The organism is Prevotella sp. HUN102 (assembly GCF_000688375.1).
Taxonomy (GTDB): Bacteria; Bacteroidota; Bacteroidia; order Bacteroidales; family Bacteroidaceae; genus Prevotella.
The window spans coordinates 1606147-1623829 of the sequence record NZ_JIAF01000004.1 but is presented as its reverse complement, the minus strand read 5'-3'; the positions used below and the strand labels follow the sequence as shown (position 1 = coordinate 1623829).

Genomic DNA, 17683 nt, shown 5'->3' with positions numbered 1-17683 from the left:
GAAATGACTATTATTATAAGGGGTAAGAGAGGGGCTAACAGCTTGGGAAAATAACAGAAAAACACTAGAATGTAAAAACGTATAAACAAAATTAATTCACTCCCAAAAACTTCTAATGCTTCTTTTTACGAGTGCTGATGTATATCGTGGAGCGTGCTTCGGGACGTACTTCGCCATTCCGAAACACAATATTAACATCTTTTATATTCTTTTCGTTTATCCCTTTAGGCAATGATTTATGCAATAAGTGTGGAGATATTTTATATTCAATAACATTCAACGGACGTCTGGGTAACACCTGCTTACCATCAACTACCCAATCAAACAATGCCAGAGAATTGGTTCTTATTATTACAATATCTCTCTGTATCCCGTAACAAAATACTGTGTTTTTATTCAATACACTGTCTTTATCAATCACGGAAATGGATTTAATGGCATACTTGCTGATGCCGTTAATCCGATTTCCAATGATAGCAGGTGCATCTTCAGAGCGCATTTCATCTGATGTTACGTACAGGATAGAATCAGGGGTGAGCAAGCCGTCTACAATACATAAGGCTTGTGCTGATGCAGAAAGCTTTATGAGGGTAAATACCAAAAGTACAAACAATTTCTTCGGCAGCATAGGCTCTATGGTATCCGATAAGACAGATTACCGTTTTAAAATGAATTTTGCTATATCATCCAAGACATATTGTGCCACATTCCCCGGAACAGCATATTCCTGTGGAGTAGAAACACCCTCTCCTTCAATGAAAAGATGATTGAGTTTAGGATAAGACTTGCAAGAGATATTCTTGCCTTTTGCATACTTATCCCACATACGATACATTTCCATCGTAACTTGATAATCCCGTTCTCCCTGCAATATGAGTACTGGCTGCTTGAGGTTCTTCAAGGTTTTGCCAACAGAATAATCTGCATCCATTTCCCAATAACTCGCAGGTTGCGAATCAATCATCGATTTTATGGTCTCATCTATTTTCTCCTGAGGTTCGCCTTTCATCAAATCCCGTATCTGTTTCTGTATCACTTCTTTTAAAGTAATTGAAGTTCCTGCCATCATCACAAGTCCTGCTACATTGTTTGCACGCTCGGCGATTCTCGGCGCCAAGTTTGCACCAAGACTATGGCCGACAATATAGATGCGTTTCTTGTCTATTTCCCTGAATGTTCCAGCCAACCTCACAGCAGCAACAGCGTCATCGACAACCTCTGTGTCGTAATTAACCTGCTTACCGTCAGGTGCTATTTTATTTTTGTAGACGTATGTGCGCTTGTCGTATCTGATTACTGCAATTCCTCGTTCGCTCAGACCTTTAGCTATATCGTAGAAAGGTCTGTTCTGCCCTATTTGCTCATTCATATCAGATGGTCCGGAACCGTGAACTAAGACGACGCAAGGGTACGGCGCAGTGCCATTTTTAGGCAAAACCAATTTTCCGGGAAGTTTCATTCCATCCGTTGAAACGACAATGTCCTGTTCTCCGTCCAATGCTGAGGCATTCTTGACAGCTTCCGGATTTCCAAGAAACAGACCAATGAGTTTGTTATCCGCATTGAAAGAAAGATGAATCGGTGCTTTGAAATTCTTGAAAAGCACCATCCTTGTATAGGTTTGAGCATCATCACTTTTTGCAGAAAGTTCCCATTTTTCTTCGCCTTGATATTCTCCCAACTGCATTTCAATAGTTTTGAAGAGTCCCGAAAGCTGTTCAGCCGTAACCGCACCTTGAAAAACGGCGTCAGATACAGACCAAATGCTGTCTCCCTCGCTATGGATGAAGTGTTGATAGATTTTTTCTGGCTTGGAATAAAAGCGATTCAACACATCAACGAGTTTTTGGGCACGTATCGGAAATGAAGCCAGTATAATACAAAAGAAAACTAAAAAAAATCGTTTCATAATTGCAGATTATTATAAGTATCTGCCACAAATGTACAAAAAAATCATTGAGAACGATTAGTTTTCAATGATTTTCACAACACCCTAACATTTTTTATACGGTATATACATAGTGCAAAGTCAAAAAATCCACTTATCAGTTCATTGCCCATAATTAAATATGCTTGAAATATGCCAAACTTTAATCACACATACATAAGTTCTGCCATAATACTGTCGCTAACGTAGATGCCATCACGTGTGAAATGAAGGTAATTTCCGTCAAGGACGAGTAATTTTTGGGCAATGAAAGGTTGGGCAGTATCGAGAATATGCGCTTTGTATTGGGGAGAAAGCGTGTTGAGATTGATGCCTTCGCGAGTGCGCAGGGTGGTAGTTATGAGGTCATTGAAATGGGTGTCGGCATCAATGATTTCGGTTTCCAGATAGAGTTTTCCTGTTTCTATGGATTCGATGTATTTCTGAAGATTGGAAACGTTCCATTGGCGAGTCTGCAAATTGTAGGAATGTGCCGAAGCACCAATGCCCAGATAGGGCTTGTTTTGCCAATATGAGTTGTTGTGTTTTGAACGGAATGAGGAAACGTTGCTATCAGTCAGCTTGGCAAAATTGCTGATTTCGTATTGCTCGTATCCTTTGGCCGACAGGCTGTCTATCAACGCATCGTACATCGTTCGGTAGAGTTCGTCGTCCATATCCTTTACCTTTCCTTCTTCGAGGAGCCGATAGAGTGGCGTTCCTTCCTCATACATAAGGCTATATGCAGAGATATGTTCAACGTTGAGAGCGAGTGCTTCGTTTATGTCTTCTTGCCAATCTTCCAACGTTTCATCAGGGAAGCCAAACATAAGGTCGATGGAAATATTCTTGATTCCGGCGTGGCGAAGTCTGCTTATGGCAGTCTTTACATCATCTGACTTGTGTCGCCGTCTCAGGAATTTCAGCCGTTTGTCTGAAAATGTCTGTGCGCCCATCGATATCCTGTTGATGGGAAGATGTTTAAGATTGTCTGCAAACTCCTCGGTAATGTCGTCAGGATTGCACTCGAAGGTAATTTCCATATCCTCGAAGGAAGTGATATGATTGCCGTAAACCGTCTGAATGCAATTGAAAATTTGCTTGATATGCCGAAAGGAAATCTGAGAGGGAGTGCCACCTCCAAAGTAGATGGTTTGCAGCTTTGTATCGGTTTCGTTGCCGGCGTTCGGTTGGAAGATATACTCTTTCCGAAGCTCGAGTTCTTTGCATAGGGCATTTACATACCTGTCGATGATGTTTGTGCTTTCATCTCGCATTGCTGATTTGGGAGTGAGCGTAGAATAAAACCCACAATAGATGCAGCGACTGGCACAGAAAGGAACGTGTATGTATAAACCTGCCATATATTATATATAAGTAGTACGCAAAAACTGAAATGTGAACACTTGCAAAAATACTAATTTCTTTTATTTTTTTGCGTTTTTCCTGTAAAATATTTTGGTTGTTAGCTGAAAAATTTATAATTTAGACGGCAGAAATGGTAAGCATTGCTTATCAGCTTGGAACTGATCAATATTACTAACAACTTAAATCTATCGTGATATGAGAGTATATCAGACAAACGAAATCAAGAACATTGCACTGCTTGGCAGTGCGGGTAGTGGCAAGACTACTCTTGCCGAAAGTATGTTGTTCGAAGCAGGCATCATCAAACGCCGTGGTAGTGTTGAAGCAAAGAACACCGTTAGTGACTATTTCCCAGTAGAACAGGAATACGGCTACTCAGTATTCTCTACTGTTTTTCACGTTGAGTGGAACAATAAGAAACTTAATATTATCGATTGTCCCGGAAGCGACGACTTCGTGGGTGGTGCGATTACGGCTTTGAACGTAACCGATCAGGCTGTTATTCTCATCAACGGACAGTATGGTCCGGAGGTTGGCACACAGAATAATTTCCGTTATACGGAGAAATTGAAGAAGCCTGTAATCTTCTTGATTAATCAGTTGGATTCTGACAAGTGCGACTTCGATAACCTCATCAACAATATGAAGGATATCTATGGTTCCAAGTGTGTTCAGATTCAATATCCTATTCAGACAGGTGCAGGCTTCAACAGTTTGATTGATGTACTCTTGATGAAGAAATATAGTTGGAAACCTGAAGGTGGTGCTCCGATTATCGAGGACATACCTGCTGAGGAAATGGACAAGGCAATGGAATTGCATAAGATTCTTGTTGAGGCGGCTGCTGAAAACGATGAAGGCTTGATGGAAAAATTCTTTGAAGCAGAATCTCTGACAGAGGACGAGTTGCGCGAAGGAATCCGTAAGGGACTTGTTGCGCGCAGCATTTTCCCTGTATTCTGTGTCTGTGCAGGTAAGGATATGGGCGTTCGTCGCTTGATGGAGTTCTTGGGCAATGTAGTTCCTTTCGTTGATGAAATGGTTAAGGTACACAATACACGTGGCGAGGAAGTTGCTCCGGACAGCAATGCTCCTGAATCTGTCTATTTCTTCAAGACCAGTGTTGAGCCACATATCGGCGAAGTGAGCTACTTCAAGGTTATGAGTGGTTCTGTAAAGGTGGGCGACGACCTGACAAACTCGGATCGTGGTTCGAAGGAACGAATCGGACAATTATATACTTGCGCAGGTGCCAACCGTGTTGCCGTAGAGCAGTTGAATGCCGGTGATATCGGCTGTACGGTTAAGTTGAAGGATGTCAAGACTGGCAATACGCTGAATGGTAAGGATAACGACCAGCGTTTCGACTTCATTAAGTATCCAAACTCTAAGTACACACGCGCAATAGAAGCTGTAAACTCACAGGATACCGAGAAATTGATGGCTGCTTTGCTGAAGATGCGTCAGGAAGATCCTACTTGGGTAGTTGAACAGAGCAAGGAATTGCGCCAGACTATTGTTCACGGACAGGGTGAATTCCATTTGCGCACGTTGAAATGGCGTTTGGAGAACAACGAAAAACTCCAGACCGTATATAAGGAAGCAAAGATACCATATCGCGAAACGCTTACAAAGCAGGCGAAAGCAGAATACCGTCATAAGAAACAGAGTGGTGGTGCCGGCCAGTTCGGCGAGGTTCACCTCATAGTTGAGCCTTATGCAGAAGGTATGCCCGACCCAACTGTTTACAGATTCAACGGTCAGGAATTTAAGATGAACATCAAGGGAAAGGAAGAGAAAGACCTTCCTTGGGGCGGAAAGCTCGTGTTTATCAATTCTGTTGTGGGTGGTGCGATTGACACTCGCTTTATGCCTGCAATCCTGAAGGGTGTTATGGACTGTATGGAACGTGGTCCGCTGACGGGTAGTTATGCCCGTGATGTACGTGTTATCGTGTACGACGGCAAGATGCACCCAGTAGATTCAAACGAACTTTCGTTTACCTTGGCTGCCCGCCACGCATTCTCAGATGCGTTTAAAACGGCAGGGCCGAAGATTCTCGAACCAATATACGATTTGGAAGTTTATGTTCCGGGCGATTATATGGGCGATGTAATGAGCGACTTGCAAGGTCGCCGAGCAATGATTATGGGTATGGACTCCGAGGCAGGTTATCAGAAGTTGCAGGCAAAGATTCCTTTGAAGGAACTTTCCAATTACAGCATTTCATTAAGCTCACTGACTGGTGGTCGTGCAAGTTTCACTACCAAGTTTGCAAGTTACGAACTTGTTCCAAACGACTTGCAGCAGAAACTCATTGCTGACCACGAAGCTGAGGCTAAGGACGAGAATGAATAGTTTTTAATTGCTTGACATTTCTTTCCTGAGAAGAACTTGTTGGCTGTTTAACTTATATTGATAGGGATGTTATCAAATGATAGCATCCCTTTTATAATATTCGCAACCTAAGCAAATTAATAATTATCAATTATATAGCTTCATTTTTGTTAATAAGACGAAATAAAAACCATTTAATTAACTTTTACTTGTTAATAATTTAAGAAATAAGATTATCTTTGCATTATATAAAATTCAAGAATTTTTGAGTTGATTACATTAATATATTTGTAGGAAAAAACAGTATATGTGTAATATCGACTTCAAGATAAAGACAGACAAATGAAAAAGAAAACGATTTGGACAATAGCAATCATAATGGGGCTTTCGTTCCTTGCTTTGCTTCTTCTGCAACTCAATTACATTGAGGAGATGGCAGAGATGAAAAAGGAGCAGTTTGATGAGTCCGTAAACCGTGCGCTCTATCAGGCTTCCCGCAATATGGAGCTGAACGAAACCCTGCGTTTTCTTGAGGAGGATGTAAACAGAAACGAATTGAAGACCAATAAAAACGATACGATAAAGCAGAAAGGAGCAACCGGCACGCATCAAGCACCAACCGGCTCAAACACCACGGACACCTACACTTCATTCGAGTCGAAATTGGTAAGGAGCGACCCTTCATTAACGCCCAAGGCTTTGGTGCTTCGCAGCGACAGCGGTTCGCTTTCCACCACCAAGAAACGAATGCAGGAAGTGGTTCGCAACAGATATGTCTACCAGAAAGCTATGCTCGAAGAAGTTGTTTATAATATTCTTTATTCAGCATCGGACAAGCCTCTGAAAGACCGTATCAACTTCAAACTGTTGGATCAGGACCTGAAAGCAGAGATGATGAACAATGGAATCAGCATTCCTTATCATTTCTCGGTGCTCACGCAAGATGGACGCGAGGTGTATCGATGCCCGGACTATGTGGCAGACGGCGAGGAAACCAATTACTCGCAAGTGCTTTTCCGAAACGATCCCCCGAACAGAATGGGCGTTGTGAAGATTCACTTCCCTGATATGGACAGCTATATCTTCTCGAGCATACGGTTTATGATTCCGTCGATTATCTTCACCTTCGTACTGCTTGTAACGTTTATATTTACCATCGTAGTTATATTCCGACAGAAGCGATACAGCGAGATAAAGAACGACTTCATCAATAATATGACGCACGAGTTGAAAACGCCAATCGCAAGTATCTCCCTCGCTGCACAAATGATGAATGACAGCGGTCTGACAAAGTCGCCGAAGATGGTAGAACACCTTGGAGGGGTGGTTAATGAAGAGACAAAACGACTGCGCTTCCTCGTGGAAAAGGTATTGCAGATGAGTATGTACGACCAAAAGAAGGCCGTTCTGAAAAAGAAAGAAACCGACTTGAACGAAATGGTGGAAACCATTGCAAACTCTTTCACGCTGCGTGTGGAACATACCGGAGGAAAAGTTTATACGGAAATAGAAGCGATAGACTCCAAGATGTACGTAGATGAGATGCACTTTCAGAACGTTATCTTCAATTTGCTCGACAATGCCGTCAAGTACGCTAAACCGGATCAGCCCCTCAACGTATATCTGAAAACGTGGAATACAAACGACCATCTCTATCTTACAATCAGAGATACGGGACAAGGCATCAAGAAGGAAAACTTAAAGAAGATATTCGATAAGTTTTACAGAGTACACACAGGCAACCGCCACGACGTAAAGGGGTTCGGATTAGGTCTGGCGTATGTGAAACGAATGGTAGATTTGCACGATGGAGAAATAAAAGTGGACAGCGACTACGGAAAAGGCACCAAGTTTACCATCATTCTGCCGGTAATTCTCGATTAGTCGTCTGACCTTTAAAACAGAATAATTATTTATTAAACAAGAAAATATAAATTTAAACTTTATGGATATGGAAGAAAATTTCAAAATTCTTTTATGTGAAGATGATGAGAATCTCGGAACACTGCTCAGCGAATACTTGCAGGCAAAAGGCTATCAGGCAGATTTGTGCCCAGACGGCGAAATTGGTTACAGAGCATTCTTGAAGAACAAGTATGATATCTGCGTGCTCGACGTGATGATGCCTAAGAAAGATGGTTTCACATTGGCTCAGGAAATCCGTCAGACAAACGCTGAAATCCCAATCATTTTCCTGACAGCCAAACAGTTGAAGGAAGATATTCTTGCAGGTTTCAAGATAGGTGCTGATGATTATATCACGAAGCCTTTCTCAATGGAAGAACTCGTATTCCGTATTGAAGCAATCCTTCGCCGTGTTCGTGGCAAGAAGAGCAAGGAATCAACATTGTATCAGATTGGCCGTTTTACCTTCGATACACAGAAACAGTTGCTCACACTCGACAATGATCCTGGCAAGGCTACCAAACTTACAACCAAGGAGAACGAGTTGCTTGCATTGCTCTGTTCGCATTCCAACGAAATCTTACAGCGCGACTACGCCTTGAAGACCATCTGGATTGACGACAATTATTTCAATGCCCGTTCTATGGATGTGTATATTACCAAGTTGCGCAAGCACTTGAAGCAAGACGAACAGATTGAAATCATCAATATTCACGGCAAGGGCTACAAGCTCATCGTGCCTGAAGAGGAATAAATACGATTTAACCCCATTAGGTATTTTTGCCTGATGGGGTTAAATATTTTACTCGTTGGAGACATAAATTTCCTGATTTCAGAGCGAGTCAGTAAGAAAGTCAGAAACGGATGTATAGATAAATCTGTCCAGTATCTGTATAAGATGTTTCTTACAGCGATATAATTCTATTCACTACTGTCCAAAGAAATTTTTCCATAAGGTCTGCTGACCATCATTGGAGTCATTCTGAGGACGTTTTGGTTTAACGAATAGTTCGCCTAAGGGTTTCCTCTCAAAGAGAACCTTCCCGATGGCAGCCGATAAAATATAGAGATCCTGTTCAATATGGTACACTTTCTTTGCAATGGCAAGCAGCAGATAATCGCAGATAGCAATCCAAATCTGCGAGAATACAGCATTCTGGCTCGTTCCGTAGAACGAGTTGATGTGCATTCGCTGCTTTATCCATTTGAAGAAGCACTCCACTTGCCAGCGTTCCCTGTAGAGTTCTGCGATTGTCAGGTAGGAATGAGTAAAGTCATTGGTCAAGAATCTGTAGACGTTACCTGTGGCATAATCTTCGTAAACAACCATACGCAGTGTGTCTGGATACCACTTGGAGGTTCTTGGTCCTGTAAGTCTGACAATGGTGTCGTTTGTAACTCCTGTCTGTTTGTCTACAGGACGTTCCTCAACTACCTCATACCTCATGTTATCTTTTGCCCTTGTCACAAAGAAAGCCTGCTGACGATGGAAGTGGTTGAACAACTGTCTGAAGTCAACATAACCCTTGTCCATGAGATAGTAGCTTCCTGGTTCTACGGGAATCAGACTCATGGTCTTGGAATCATGAACAGCAGCCTCCGTCAGATGGATGAAGGTTGGTATGGAGCCACGCAAATCCAGAAGTGTATGCATCTTTACACCCCCTTTGTCATGATGCAGACGAGCCCACGGGCAAAGCTGGAGGCACAGTTTGATGGTGCTGCTGTCAAAGGCATACACGATGCCATCCACGTCAAGCCGGGACGGTTCGTCCTGGTACAGCTCTCTTGCCCAGGCTATCAGGCTCTGCCCAAAATCATGGTATATACGCCAATCCTTGGTCTCATTGATATGGGCCAAAGTCGAACGTTGGATATACTTTATTCCACTCGAATAGAGCTTGGAAGAGAGAGCCACCAGCGTCGCATCAATGCTGCGGAGACTAATCTGGTCGGTGAACTGGGCAAAGCTCATCACCATAAACTACGCCAGTTCGGGATAAGAAAGTTGTTGAAAATGTTGGTAATCTCGCTTATTTTTTGTAACTTTACAGTTGAACATCAATTAATTACAAACAATATAAGCGATGATTACCGAAGACAAAGTTATAGAAATTTTCTGTGTTATTGATGAGTTTTGCAAGAATTTAGGCGCAGAATTGAATAAAAACCTTCAAATAGCTCCCACAGACGAAGGCTACAAGCATGTCAGACACCGTAAGGGGCGTATGTGTGAAAGTGAGATTATGACCATTTTGCTATGCTGCCATTTTGGGACTTTCCGAAACTTCAAACATTATTATCTGTTCTTTGTGAAAGTTCATCTTGCCCAATGTTTTCCCACCGCAGTATCCTACAATCGCTTTGTGGAACTTATGCCTCGGGAGTTCTTTACAATGCTTACTTTTATGAAACTTTACGCCTTTGGCAAATGCACGGGAATCAGCTTTGTCGATAGTACTATGATACCTGTATGCCATAATGTAAGAAGATATTTCAATAGGGTTTTTGAGGGCTTTGCCAAGAGCGGAAAGGGCACAATGGGATGGTGCCATGGCTTCAAACTGCATCTGCTTTGCAATGACACAGGAGAGGTCATAACATTCTGTCTTACACCTGCCAACGTGGATGACAGAGAACAAAGGGTATGGTCTGTTTTTACAAAAGTACTCTATGGAAAAGTATTCGCAGACAGGGGATATATCAAGCGGGAACTCTTTGAGGGACTCTTTGAGCAGGGAATACATCTTGTACACGGACTGAAAGCAAAGATGAAAAACAAACTTATGCCTGTGTATGATAAAATCATGCTACGAAAGAGATATATAATAGAGTGTATAAATGAGTTATTGAAAAACAAGGCAAACCTTGTACATTCAAGACACAGGTCGATACATAATTTCATCATGAACTTATGCTCGGCATTGGCGGCGTATTGTTTCTTTGAAAATAAACCGGATGGGCTGTCAGTATATTTGGAAGATAAAAGACAACTGGAACTTTTTTAAGATTTATTATCCCGAACTGGCGTATAAACTGGTCTCTGCATTTGAAGCCGATGGCATGTCTATTGCCGTTGTATCTCTTTACGCACTTGTCGAACTCATATCTTGGTATGAGCGACATGATTTGAGCGAATACGGTCTTTCCTTGATTCATGAGTTCTGCCTCTTGCAATACGATTTGCAAAAGTACAAAACCAAATCTCGAAAAAATAATATTCGCGTAACTCATTGAAAATAATCAATTTGAATTAGGTTCAAGAATTTTTCTTTGGACAGTAGTGGTATAATACAAAAGTCAATGAAAATAAACTGAAAGTATATCGCAAAAGAAAAGGAGGACTTCATTGCTGAAATCCTCCTTTCGTGATCCGCATGGGTCTTTAACCCATCCGGTTCACAGTCCTAAATATCAATATTTTATCTATCTTTACCCTTTTAAGGGGGTACGATTTGGACACTGACTTTTTTATGCGTTTCTGTCTGCTTTTGGCAGATGTCTGTCTCCATTTATCTTGGGTTCAAAAGTACGCATTCGTTTTGAATTATGCAAGTGTTTGATTATTAATATTTCAACTTAGGTGCAAGGTGCAAGCTATATATATAGATATATACTTGCACCTTGCACCTATCCGAAAAAAATATGCCGTAAAATTTGGCTATTAAAAATATTGTTCGTAGTTTTGCGAACAACAAATAAGAAAGGAGAATTGAAGTGAAAGAGAAACAGTACACAGCAGAGCAGGAACAGATTGCTCGTTTTGCCAAAGCAATGGGGCATCCGGCACGAATGGCTATTCTTGCTTTTTTGGCAAAACAAGATAGTTGCTTCTTCGGTGATATTCACGAAGAACTGCCTATCGCTAAAGCAACCGTTTCGCAGCATTTGAAAGAACTGAAAGAAGCAGGGTTAATTCAGGGAGAAATAGAAACGCCAAAAGTCCGGTATTGTATAAACCGTGAGAATTGGGAACTTGCCCGAAAATTGTTTGCAGCTTTTTTAGGGGATTGCAAATGTAAAGGTACATCGTGCTGTGAATAGCAGTACCTTTTTTTTGGAATTAATGTTCGTAGTTCTACGAATTACGATTATTATATTAACTTTAAAGTAGAATGATAATGGAAATTAAAGTATTAGGAACTGGGTGTTCAAGCTGTAAAGCCTTGTACGAAACCACCAAACAAGCTATTTCAGAATTAGGTTGCGATGCAACCCTTATCAAAGAGGAAGATTTATTGAAAATCATGGAGTATAACATTTTAGGGCTTCCGGCTTTGGTGATTGACGAGAAAGTCGTATCAGCCGGAAAAAAGTTATCTCTTGCAGAAGTGAAAGAGTTAATAACAAAATAAAAATGAACTATGAGAAAATTATTTTATCTACTGATTGCAACGCTGGTCTTAGTTTCCTGTGGTAATGGTTCAAAGAAAAAGACCGGAGAAAACCAAGCGGAAGAAATACAGACTAACCGCATAGAAGTTCTTTATTTTCATGGAGCGCAACGGTGTATCACTTGCCGGGCGATAGAAGCAAATACAGTAGCCCTTTTGGATAGCCTTTATTCAAAAGAAAAAGCAGACGGTAAAATTATCTACAAAGTGATAGATATTTCAAAGAAAGAAAATGAAGCGATTGCAGACAAGTACGAAGTTACATGGTCGTCTTTATTCGTAAACGGCTGGAAAGACGGCAAAGAGAATGTAAACAACATGACCGAGTTTAGTTTTTCCAATGCGAAAAATGCACCGGACAAGTTTAAAGAGGGAATTAAAAGCAAGATTGACGAATTGTTAAAACAGTTGTAAGATGGATTTTCTTCAATCGCTATTAGATAACAGTTCTATTCCTGCTATTACAGCTTTTATATTGGGGATTTTAACGGCAGTCAGCCCATGCCCGTTAGCGACCAACATAACGGCAATAGGATTTATTAGCAAGGACATAGAAAACCGTCACCGAATATTTATAAACGGATTGCTTTATACTTTCGGCAGAATAGTAAGCTATACAGTTCTTGGCTTTATCCTTATTCCTATTCTCCGTGAGGGGGCAAGTATGTTTATGGTTCAAAAAGCTGTAAGCAAATACGGGGAAATGCTGATTGCTCCGGCGTTAATCATCATTGGAATATTTATGCTCGATATAATAAAACTCAATTTGCCGAAAATCAATATCGGCGGTGAAAGTTTGAAAAAGAGGACTAAAGGCGGTTGGGGGGCTATGCTATTGGGTATTTTATTCGCCCTTGCTTTTTGTCCTACCAGTGGAGTGTTTTATTTCGGTATGCTTATGCCCTTGTCAGCAGCAGAAACGGGCGGGTATCTCTTACCTGTAATTTACGCTATTGCTACGGGATTGCCCGTAATCCTTGTTGCATGGATTTTAGCGTACAGTGTTGCCGGACTGGGTAAGTTTTATAACCGGATGCAAATATTCGAGAAATGGTTTCGTAAAATAGTTGCCATCCTCTTTATTGCGGTAGGAATTTATTATGCAGTAGTCTTTTATCTATAAATACATAGAGTATCATTTTAAATAAAAACAGTATGAAAAAGATAGAAATTTTCGACCCGGCAATGTGTTGCCCTACGGGTCTTTGTGGGACAAATATCGACCCGGAATTAATGCGTATTGCAGTGGTTATTGAAACATTGAAAAAACAGGGTATCATCGTTACCCGCCACAATTTACGTGACGAACCGCAAGTGTACGTAAGTAATAAAACGGTAAATGAGTATCTGCAAAAACATGGGGCGGATGCTTTGCCAATTACTTTAGTGGACGGAGAAATCGCTGTTTCACAAACCTATCCTACCACCAAACAAATGAGTGAATGGACAGGTATCAATTTGGATTTTATGCCAGTAAAATGAGTATTCACCAGCTAATTATATAAAAATGAAAACATTCAATTTATCAGATATAGATTTGACGAAATACCTTTTCTTTACCGGAAAGGGCGGTGTAGGAAAAACTTCTATTGCCTGTGCTACTGCGGTAGGTTTGGCAGATAATGGAAAGAAAATACTTCTTATCAGTACAGACCCGGCTTCCAATTTGCAAGACGTGTTTAATCAAACACTGAACGGACACGGCACGGATATTCAAGAAGTCCCCGGCTTAACAGTCGTTAATCTCGACCCGGAACAAGCCGCAGCCGAATACAGGGAAAGCGTTATCGCTCCTTTCCGGGGACAACTGCCCGAAAGTGTTATTCAGAATATGGAAGAACAACTTTCAGGCTCTTGCACGGTAGAAATTGCGGCTTTTAACCAGTTTTCCGATTTTATCACGGATGCCAATAAAGCAAAGGAATACGACCATATCATCTTTGATACAGCCCCTACGGGACACACGTTACGAATGCTACAACTGCCATCAGCGTGGAGTACATTTATTAGTGAGAGTACGCACGGTGCATCTTGCTTAGGTCAATTATCCGGTTTAGAAGAACGAAAAGGTATCTATAAGCAGGCAGTAGAAACACTTTCGGATGCAAACGCAACCCGCTTAGTGTTGGTTAGCCGTCCCGAAATCGCACCATTAAAAGAAGCCGCACGTTCTTCACACGAATTGCAATTACTGGGAATTAAAAACCAGCTATTGGTAATTAACGGGCTTCTGCTGCAATTAGATGAAGCCGACAGCGTATCGAAACAAATATATGACAGACAGCAAAACGCCCTGAAACAGACCCCTGCGGAATTGCTGGCGTATCCGTCTTATTATGTTCCTTTACGGTCATACAATTTATCTAATATTGCGAATATCCGCCGGATGCTTCACGATGATAATTTAACAAATGATGCGAATTATCAGCGGATTACCGATGCCAAAGGGTTAGATGAACTGGTAAACGACCTTTATCAGTCAGGGAAAAGGGTTGTTTTTACTATGGGAAAAGGCGGCGTGGGAAAAACCACTTTAGCCACTGAAATAGCCCTGAAATTAACAAAACTGGGCGCAAAGGTACATCTTACCACCACCGACCCGGCAAACCATCTGAATTATAACCTTGCTGTTCAGGCGGGCATTACGGTAAGCCGTATTGATGAAGCGGAAGTATTGGAAGCCTATAAAAACGAGGTTCGCAGTAAAGCAGCGGAAACAATGACTGCCGAAGATATGGAATATATAGAGGAAGATTTACGTTCACCGTGTACGCAGGAAATCGCAGTATTCCGGGCTTTCGCTGAAATTGTCGATAAAGCGGAAAATGAAGTCGTTGTAATTGATACCGCACCTACCGGACACACTTTGTTATTGCTGGATGCAACGGAAAGTTACCATAAAGAAGTGCAACGTACACATGGCGATACTCCCGCGTCGGTAAAAAAACTGTTACCACGTTTAAGAAACCAACAGGAAACAGAAGTCGTTATTGTGACTCTGCCCGAAGCAACACCCGTATTTGAAGCCGAACGTTTGCAAATGGATTTACAACGTGCTGGGATTAATAATAAATGGTGGGTTGTAAATGCCTGCCTGTCATTAACTGACACCGAAAATTCTTTCTTGCGGGCAAAGGCGCAAAATGAATTGATTTGGATTAAGAAAGTAGAAGAATTGTCAAAGGGAAATGCTGCCCTGATAGCTTGGAAAAATAATTAAAAACATGAAGATTTTAATTCTTTGTACAGGGAATAGCTGTCGCAGTCAAATGGCACATGGCTTTTTGCAATCATTTGACAATAAACTGAATGTCTTTTCAGCAGGAACAAAACCTGCTGAAAAGGTCAATCCGATGGCGGTAAAGGTTATGGATGAAATGGGTATAGATTTAACCCACCATACCCCTATAAGTGTAAACCTATATATAGGGCAGGAATGGGACTATGTTATTACGGTCTGCGGTGGGGCAAACGAAAGCTGCCCGATGTTTACGGGTAAAGTAAGAAACAGGCAGCATATAGGATTTGACGACCCATCAGAAGCAACCGGAACGCCGGAGTTTATAAACAGTGAATTTCATCGGGTACGGGATGAAATAAAAGCCCGTTTCTATGACTTCTACCTGAACGAATTAAAACCACAATTAAGCTAAATAGTTGTTGTTATGGAAAAGAAACAAGGAATTGGATTTTTTGAAAAATACCTGACTATCTGGGTTGCCTTGTGCATCATTATTGGAATTGCTGTGGGACAATGGCTTCCGGCAATTCCGCAAACATTAAGCAAATTTGAATATGCCAATGTGTCTATACCTGTGGCTATCCTGATTTGGTTGATGATTTATCCGATGATGCTAAAAGTGGATTTTCAAAGCGTTAAGAATGTAGGCAGGCGTCCGAAAGGAATAATAGTTACGTGCGTTACAAATTGGCTGATAAAACCGTTTACCATGTTCGGAATAGCTTATTTATTCTTCTATGTGGTTTTCAAAGCCTTTATACCTGCCGGGTTAGCCGAAGAATATTTAGCCGGGGCGGTATTATTAGGGGCTGCACCCTGCACGGCGATGGTATTTGTGTGGAGTTACTTAACGAAAGGCGATGCCGCTTACACGCTGGTACAGGTTGCGGTAAACGATTTAATCATATTAGTAGCATTTGCGCCTATTGTAGCTTTCCTTTTAGGGGTTGGCGGCGTATCTATCCCGTGGGACACCCTGTTGCTATCCGTAGTGTTATTTGTTGTGATACCACTTGCTGCCGGGGTTATTACCCGTATAATGGTTATTCGCCGCAAAGGAGTGGACTATTTCAATAACGTGTTTATTAAGAAATTTGATAATTATACGGTAGGTGAACTGCTCTTAACGCTTATTATCCTGTTTTCATTTCAGGGAGAAACGATATTGAACAATCCCCTGCATATCTTATTGATTGCAGTTCCGCTTGTATTGCAAACGGTTCTGATATTCTTCGTTGCTTACGGGTGGGCAAAATGGTGGAAATTACCCCATGATGTTGCTGCACCTGCCGGAATGATTGGGGCAAGTAATTTCTTTGAATTGGCGGTTGCTGTGGCTATTTCTCTTTTTGGTTTACAATCCGGGGCTGCATTGGCTACGGTAGTTGGTGTGCTGGTTGAAGTTCCGGTAATGTTGATGTTAGTAAGGATTGCCAATAATACACGAAGCTGGTTTCCGGCTACAAAATAATAATAGGACAAAAGTCCTAATCTAACTTTATCGCAAAAAGGCTTGGTGCTGGAAATGTTTGTTTCTAACATTTCCGGCATTCTGCCTTTTACAAAAGTCAGAATAAAGATACATTTTTCGGCATTAAGACAACCGTTATAACATGAACAATGAAATCGATTTTGAAGAATTTATAAGAAACATAGACTGTGCTATCTATGAAAAAATAGATGTTGATAACTGGAATATTTCAATAGAGGCAGTTCTCGATGTCGTAGAGTTCCTGCAACGGTCACTCGAAGATTTGAGGACATATATTGTCAATCATCCTTTCAGTAGCAAGGAAGAAGAAATTTATTTCTTCAAACACATCAAACCGGAAGTATTGAGTAGATTATTATACTTTACAGAGATTTACAATACCGAAATGCGAAAACCACATGGAAGTATTGAAGTCTTAAAAAAGTATTATAACGACAGATTGGATGAATTGACTTCCTATTTTGAAAGTAATTTGGATTTTTACCAATATTACCGTTCTAAAGCGACCCACTTAGACAATCATTATTTTGTACGGGGGCATATTGATTTTAAGCTGTGTCCGAATTGTGTACCTTATGACCGTGACCCGGAATTTTCCACTTGTTACGACCACAAAGCAGCACAAATATTAGCGAATGACATGCTTTGTATTTATCTGAATAAAAAGCTACATGGGGTTGATAAGCAAGTAATCATCGCAAAAAGTCGGTCTTTCTTACCGGAACACCCTTTTCGGTGGACTGCAACAAAAATAGCCGCCGTAGAATTAGGCTACGCTATCTATGCGGCGGGTGTCCTGAATAACGGACAAACGGATATAAAAGAAATTATGACTTTTATGGAAGCATCGTTTCAAATCGACTTAGGCGACTATTACCGAACTTACATAACCATGAAAGACCGAAAAAAAGACCGGACTTCTTTTCTAAACAGCTTAATAAAAAGCCTGCTTAAAAAGATGGATGAAGATGATAACCTTTAAACAAAAACAACCAAGTTCATACCAACTTGGTTGTTTT

Annotated in this window: 18 protein-coding genes; 13 read left to right on the top strand and 5 right to left on the bottom strand. The window is 41.1% G+C overall.

Annotation, left to right across the window (positions count from 1 at the left end; translation table 11 throughout):
• Positions 1-112: 112 nt before the first annotated feature.
• The 3 genes from P150_RS0112190 to hemW form a co-directional block, all read right to left on the bottom strand.
• Entirely contained in the window at positions 113-628 is a 516-nt protein-coding gene (locus P150_RS0112190) for a hypothetical protein (protein WP_051617631.1), read from the bottom strand.
• Between the two features lie 27 nt (positions 629-655).
• Entirely contained in the window at positions 656-1909 is a 1254-nt protein-coding gene (locus P150_RS0112185; protein ID WP_036932225.1) for an alpha/beta fold hydrolase, read from the bottom strand.
• A 185-nt stretch (positions 1910-2094) separates the two neighbouring features.
• Positions 2095-3291, bottom strand: a complete 1197-nt coding sequence (gene hemW, locus P150_RS0112180) for a radical SAM family heme chaperone HemW (protein ID WP_028897921.1) — start codon at positions 3289-3291, stop codon at positions 2095-2097.
• A gap of 199 nt (positions 3292-3490) precedes the next feature.
• On the opposite strand from hemW, the gene P150_RS0112175 reads away from it, so the two are divergent.
• The 3 genes from P150_RS0112175 to P150_RS0112165 all read left to right on the top strand — a co-directional run bounded on the left by P150_RS0112175 (position 3491) and on the right by P150_RS0112165 (position 8291).
• Positions 3491-5653 carry a translation factor GTPase family protein gene (locus P150_RS0112175; protein WP_028897920.1) on the top strand — a complete coding sequence of 721 codons (2163 nt, stop codon included), beginning with the start codon at positions 3491-3493 and terminating at the stop codon, positions 5651-5653.
• A 321-nt stretch (positions 5654-5974) separates the two neighbouring features.
• Positions 5975-7516 (top strand): sensor histidine kinase KdpD, encoded by a 1542-nt coding sequence (locus P150_RS0112170; protein ID WP_028897919.1) that lies wholly within the window; start codon positions 5975-5977, stop codon positions 7514-7516.
• 67 nt (positions 7517-7583) lie between these two features.
• On the top strand, positions 7584-8291 hold the full coding sequence (locus P150_RS0112165) for a response regulator transcription factor (RefSeq protein ID WP_028897918.1): 708 nt from the start codon (positions 7584-7586) through the stop codon (positions 8289-8291).
• 174 nt (positions 8292-8465) lie between these two features.
• Here the strand turns inward: P150_RS0112165 and P150_RS16495 are convergent, their stop codons facing one another.
• Entirely contained in the window at positions 8466-9518 is a 1053-nt protein-coding gene (locus tag P150_RS16495; protein WP_231477607.1) for an IS4 family transposase, read from the bottom strand.
• Between the two features lie 106 nt (positions 9519-9624).
• On the opposite strand from P150_RS16495, the gene P150_RS0112150 reads away from it, so the two are divergent.
• Positions 9625-10545, top strand: a complete 921-nt coding sequence (locus P150_RS0112150) for an IS982 family transposase (RefSeq protein WP_028897917.1) — start codon at positions 9625-9627, stop codon at positions 10543-10545.
• Here P150_RS0112150 and P150_RS18050 read toward each other — a convergent pair.
• The gene (locus tag P150_RS18050; protein WP_255327177.1) at positions 10442-10696 is read right to left on the bottom strand and encodes a DUF4372 domain-containing protein; all 255 of its coding nucleotides are present in this window, start codon (positions 10694-10696) and stop codon (positions 10442-10444) included. The two genes, P150_RS0112150 and P150_RS18050, sit on opposite strands and share 104 nt — an antisense overlap.
• Before the next feature lie 558 nt (positions 10697-11254).
• Between P150_RS18050 and P150_RS0112145 the strand changes: the two genes are divergently transcribed.
• From P150_RS0112145 to P150_RS0112105, 9 genes are all read left to right on the top strand, one after another.
• Positions 11255-11581 carry a helix-turn-helix transcriptional regulator gene (locus P150_RS0112145; RefSeq protein WP_028897916.1) on the top strand — a complete coding sequence of 109 codons (327 nt, stop codon included), beginning with the start codon at positions 11255-11257 and terminating at the stop codon, positions 11579-11581.
• A 77-nt stretch (positions 11582-11658) separates the two neighbouring features.
• A complete protein-coding gene (locus P150_RS0112140; protein ID WP_005800948.1) occupies positions 11659-11892 on the top strand; it encodes a thioredoxin family protein in 234 nt (77 codons plus the stop codon).
• A gap of 9 nt (positions 11893-11901) precedes the next feature.
• Positions 11902-12345 carry a nitrophenyl compound nitroreductase subunit ArsF family protein gene (locus tag P150_RS0112135; RefSeq protein ID WP_028897915.1) on the top strand — a complete coding sequence of 148 codons (444 nt, stop codon included), beginning with the start codon at positions 11902-11904 and terminating at the stop codon, positions 12343-12345.
• 1 nt (position 12346) lies between these two features.
• Positions 12347-13054, top strand: a complete 708-nt coding sequence (locus tag P150_RS0112130) for an aromatic aminobenezylarsenical efflux permease ArsG family transporter (protein ID WP_005800951.1) — start codon at positions 12347-12349, stop codon at positions 13052-13054.
• Between the two features lie 32 nt (positions 13055-13086).
• The gene (gene arsD / locus P150_RS0112125; RefSeq protein WP_005800952.1) at positions 13087-13413 is read left to right on the top strand and encodes an arsenite efflux transporter metallochaperone ArsD; all 327 of its coding nucleotides are present in this window, start codon (positions 13087-13089) and stop codon (positions 13411-13413) included.
• Positions 13414-13438: 25 nt separating this feature from the next.
• Positions 13439-15151, top strand: coding sequence for an arsenical pump-driving ATPase (arsA, locus tag P150_RS0112120; RefSeq protein WP_028897914.1), 1713 nt, complete (start codon positions 13439-13441; stop codon positions 15149-15151).
• Between the two features lie 4 nt (positions 15152-15155).
• Entirely contained in the window at positions 15156-15584 is a 429-nt protein-coding gene (locus P150_RS0112115; RefSeq protein ID WP_028897913.1) for an arsenate reductase ArsC, read from the top strand.
• Positions 15585-15596: 12 nt separating this feature from the next.
• The gene (gene arsB, locus P150_RS0112110) at positions 15597-16643 is read left to right on the top strand and encodes an ACR3 family arsenite efflux transporter (protein WP_028897912.1); all 1047 of its coding nucleotides are present in this window, start codon (positions 15597-15599) and stop codon (positions 16641-16643) included.
• 142 nt (positions 16644-16785) lie between these two features.
• On the top strand, positions 16786-17646 hold the full coding sequence (locus P150_RS0112105; RefSeq protein WP_028897911.1) for an RteC domain-containing protein: 861 nt from the start codon (positions 16786-16788) through the stop codon (positions 17644-17646).
• Positions 17647-17683 lie beyond the last annotated feature (37 nt).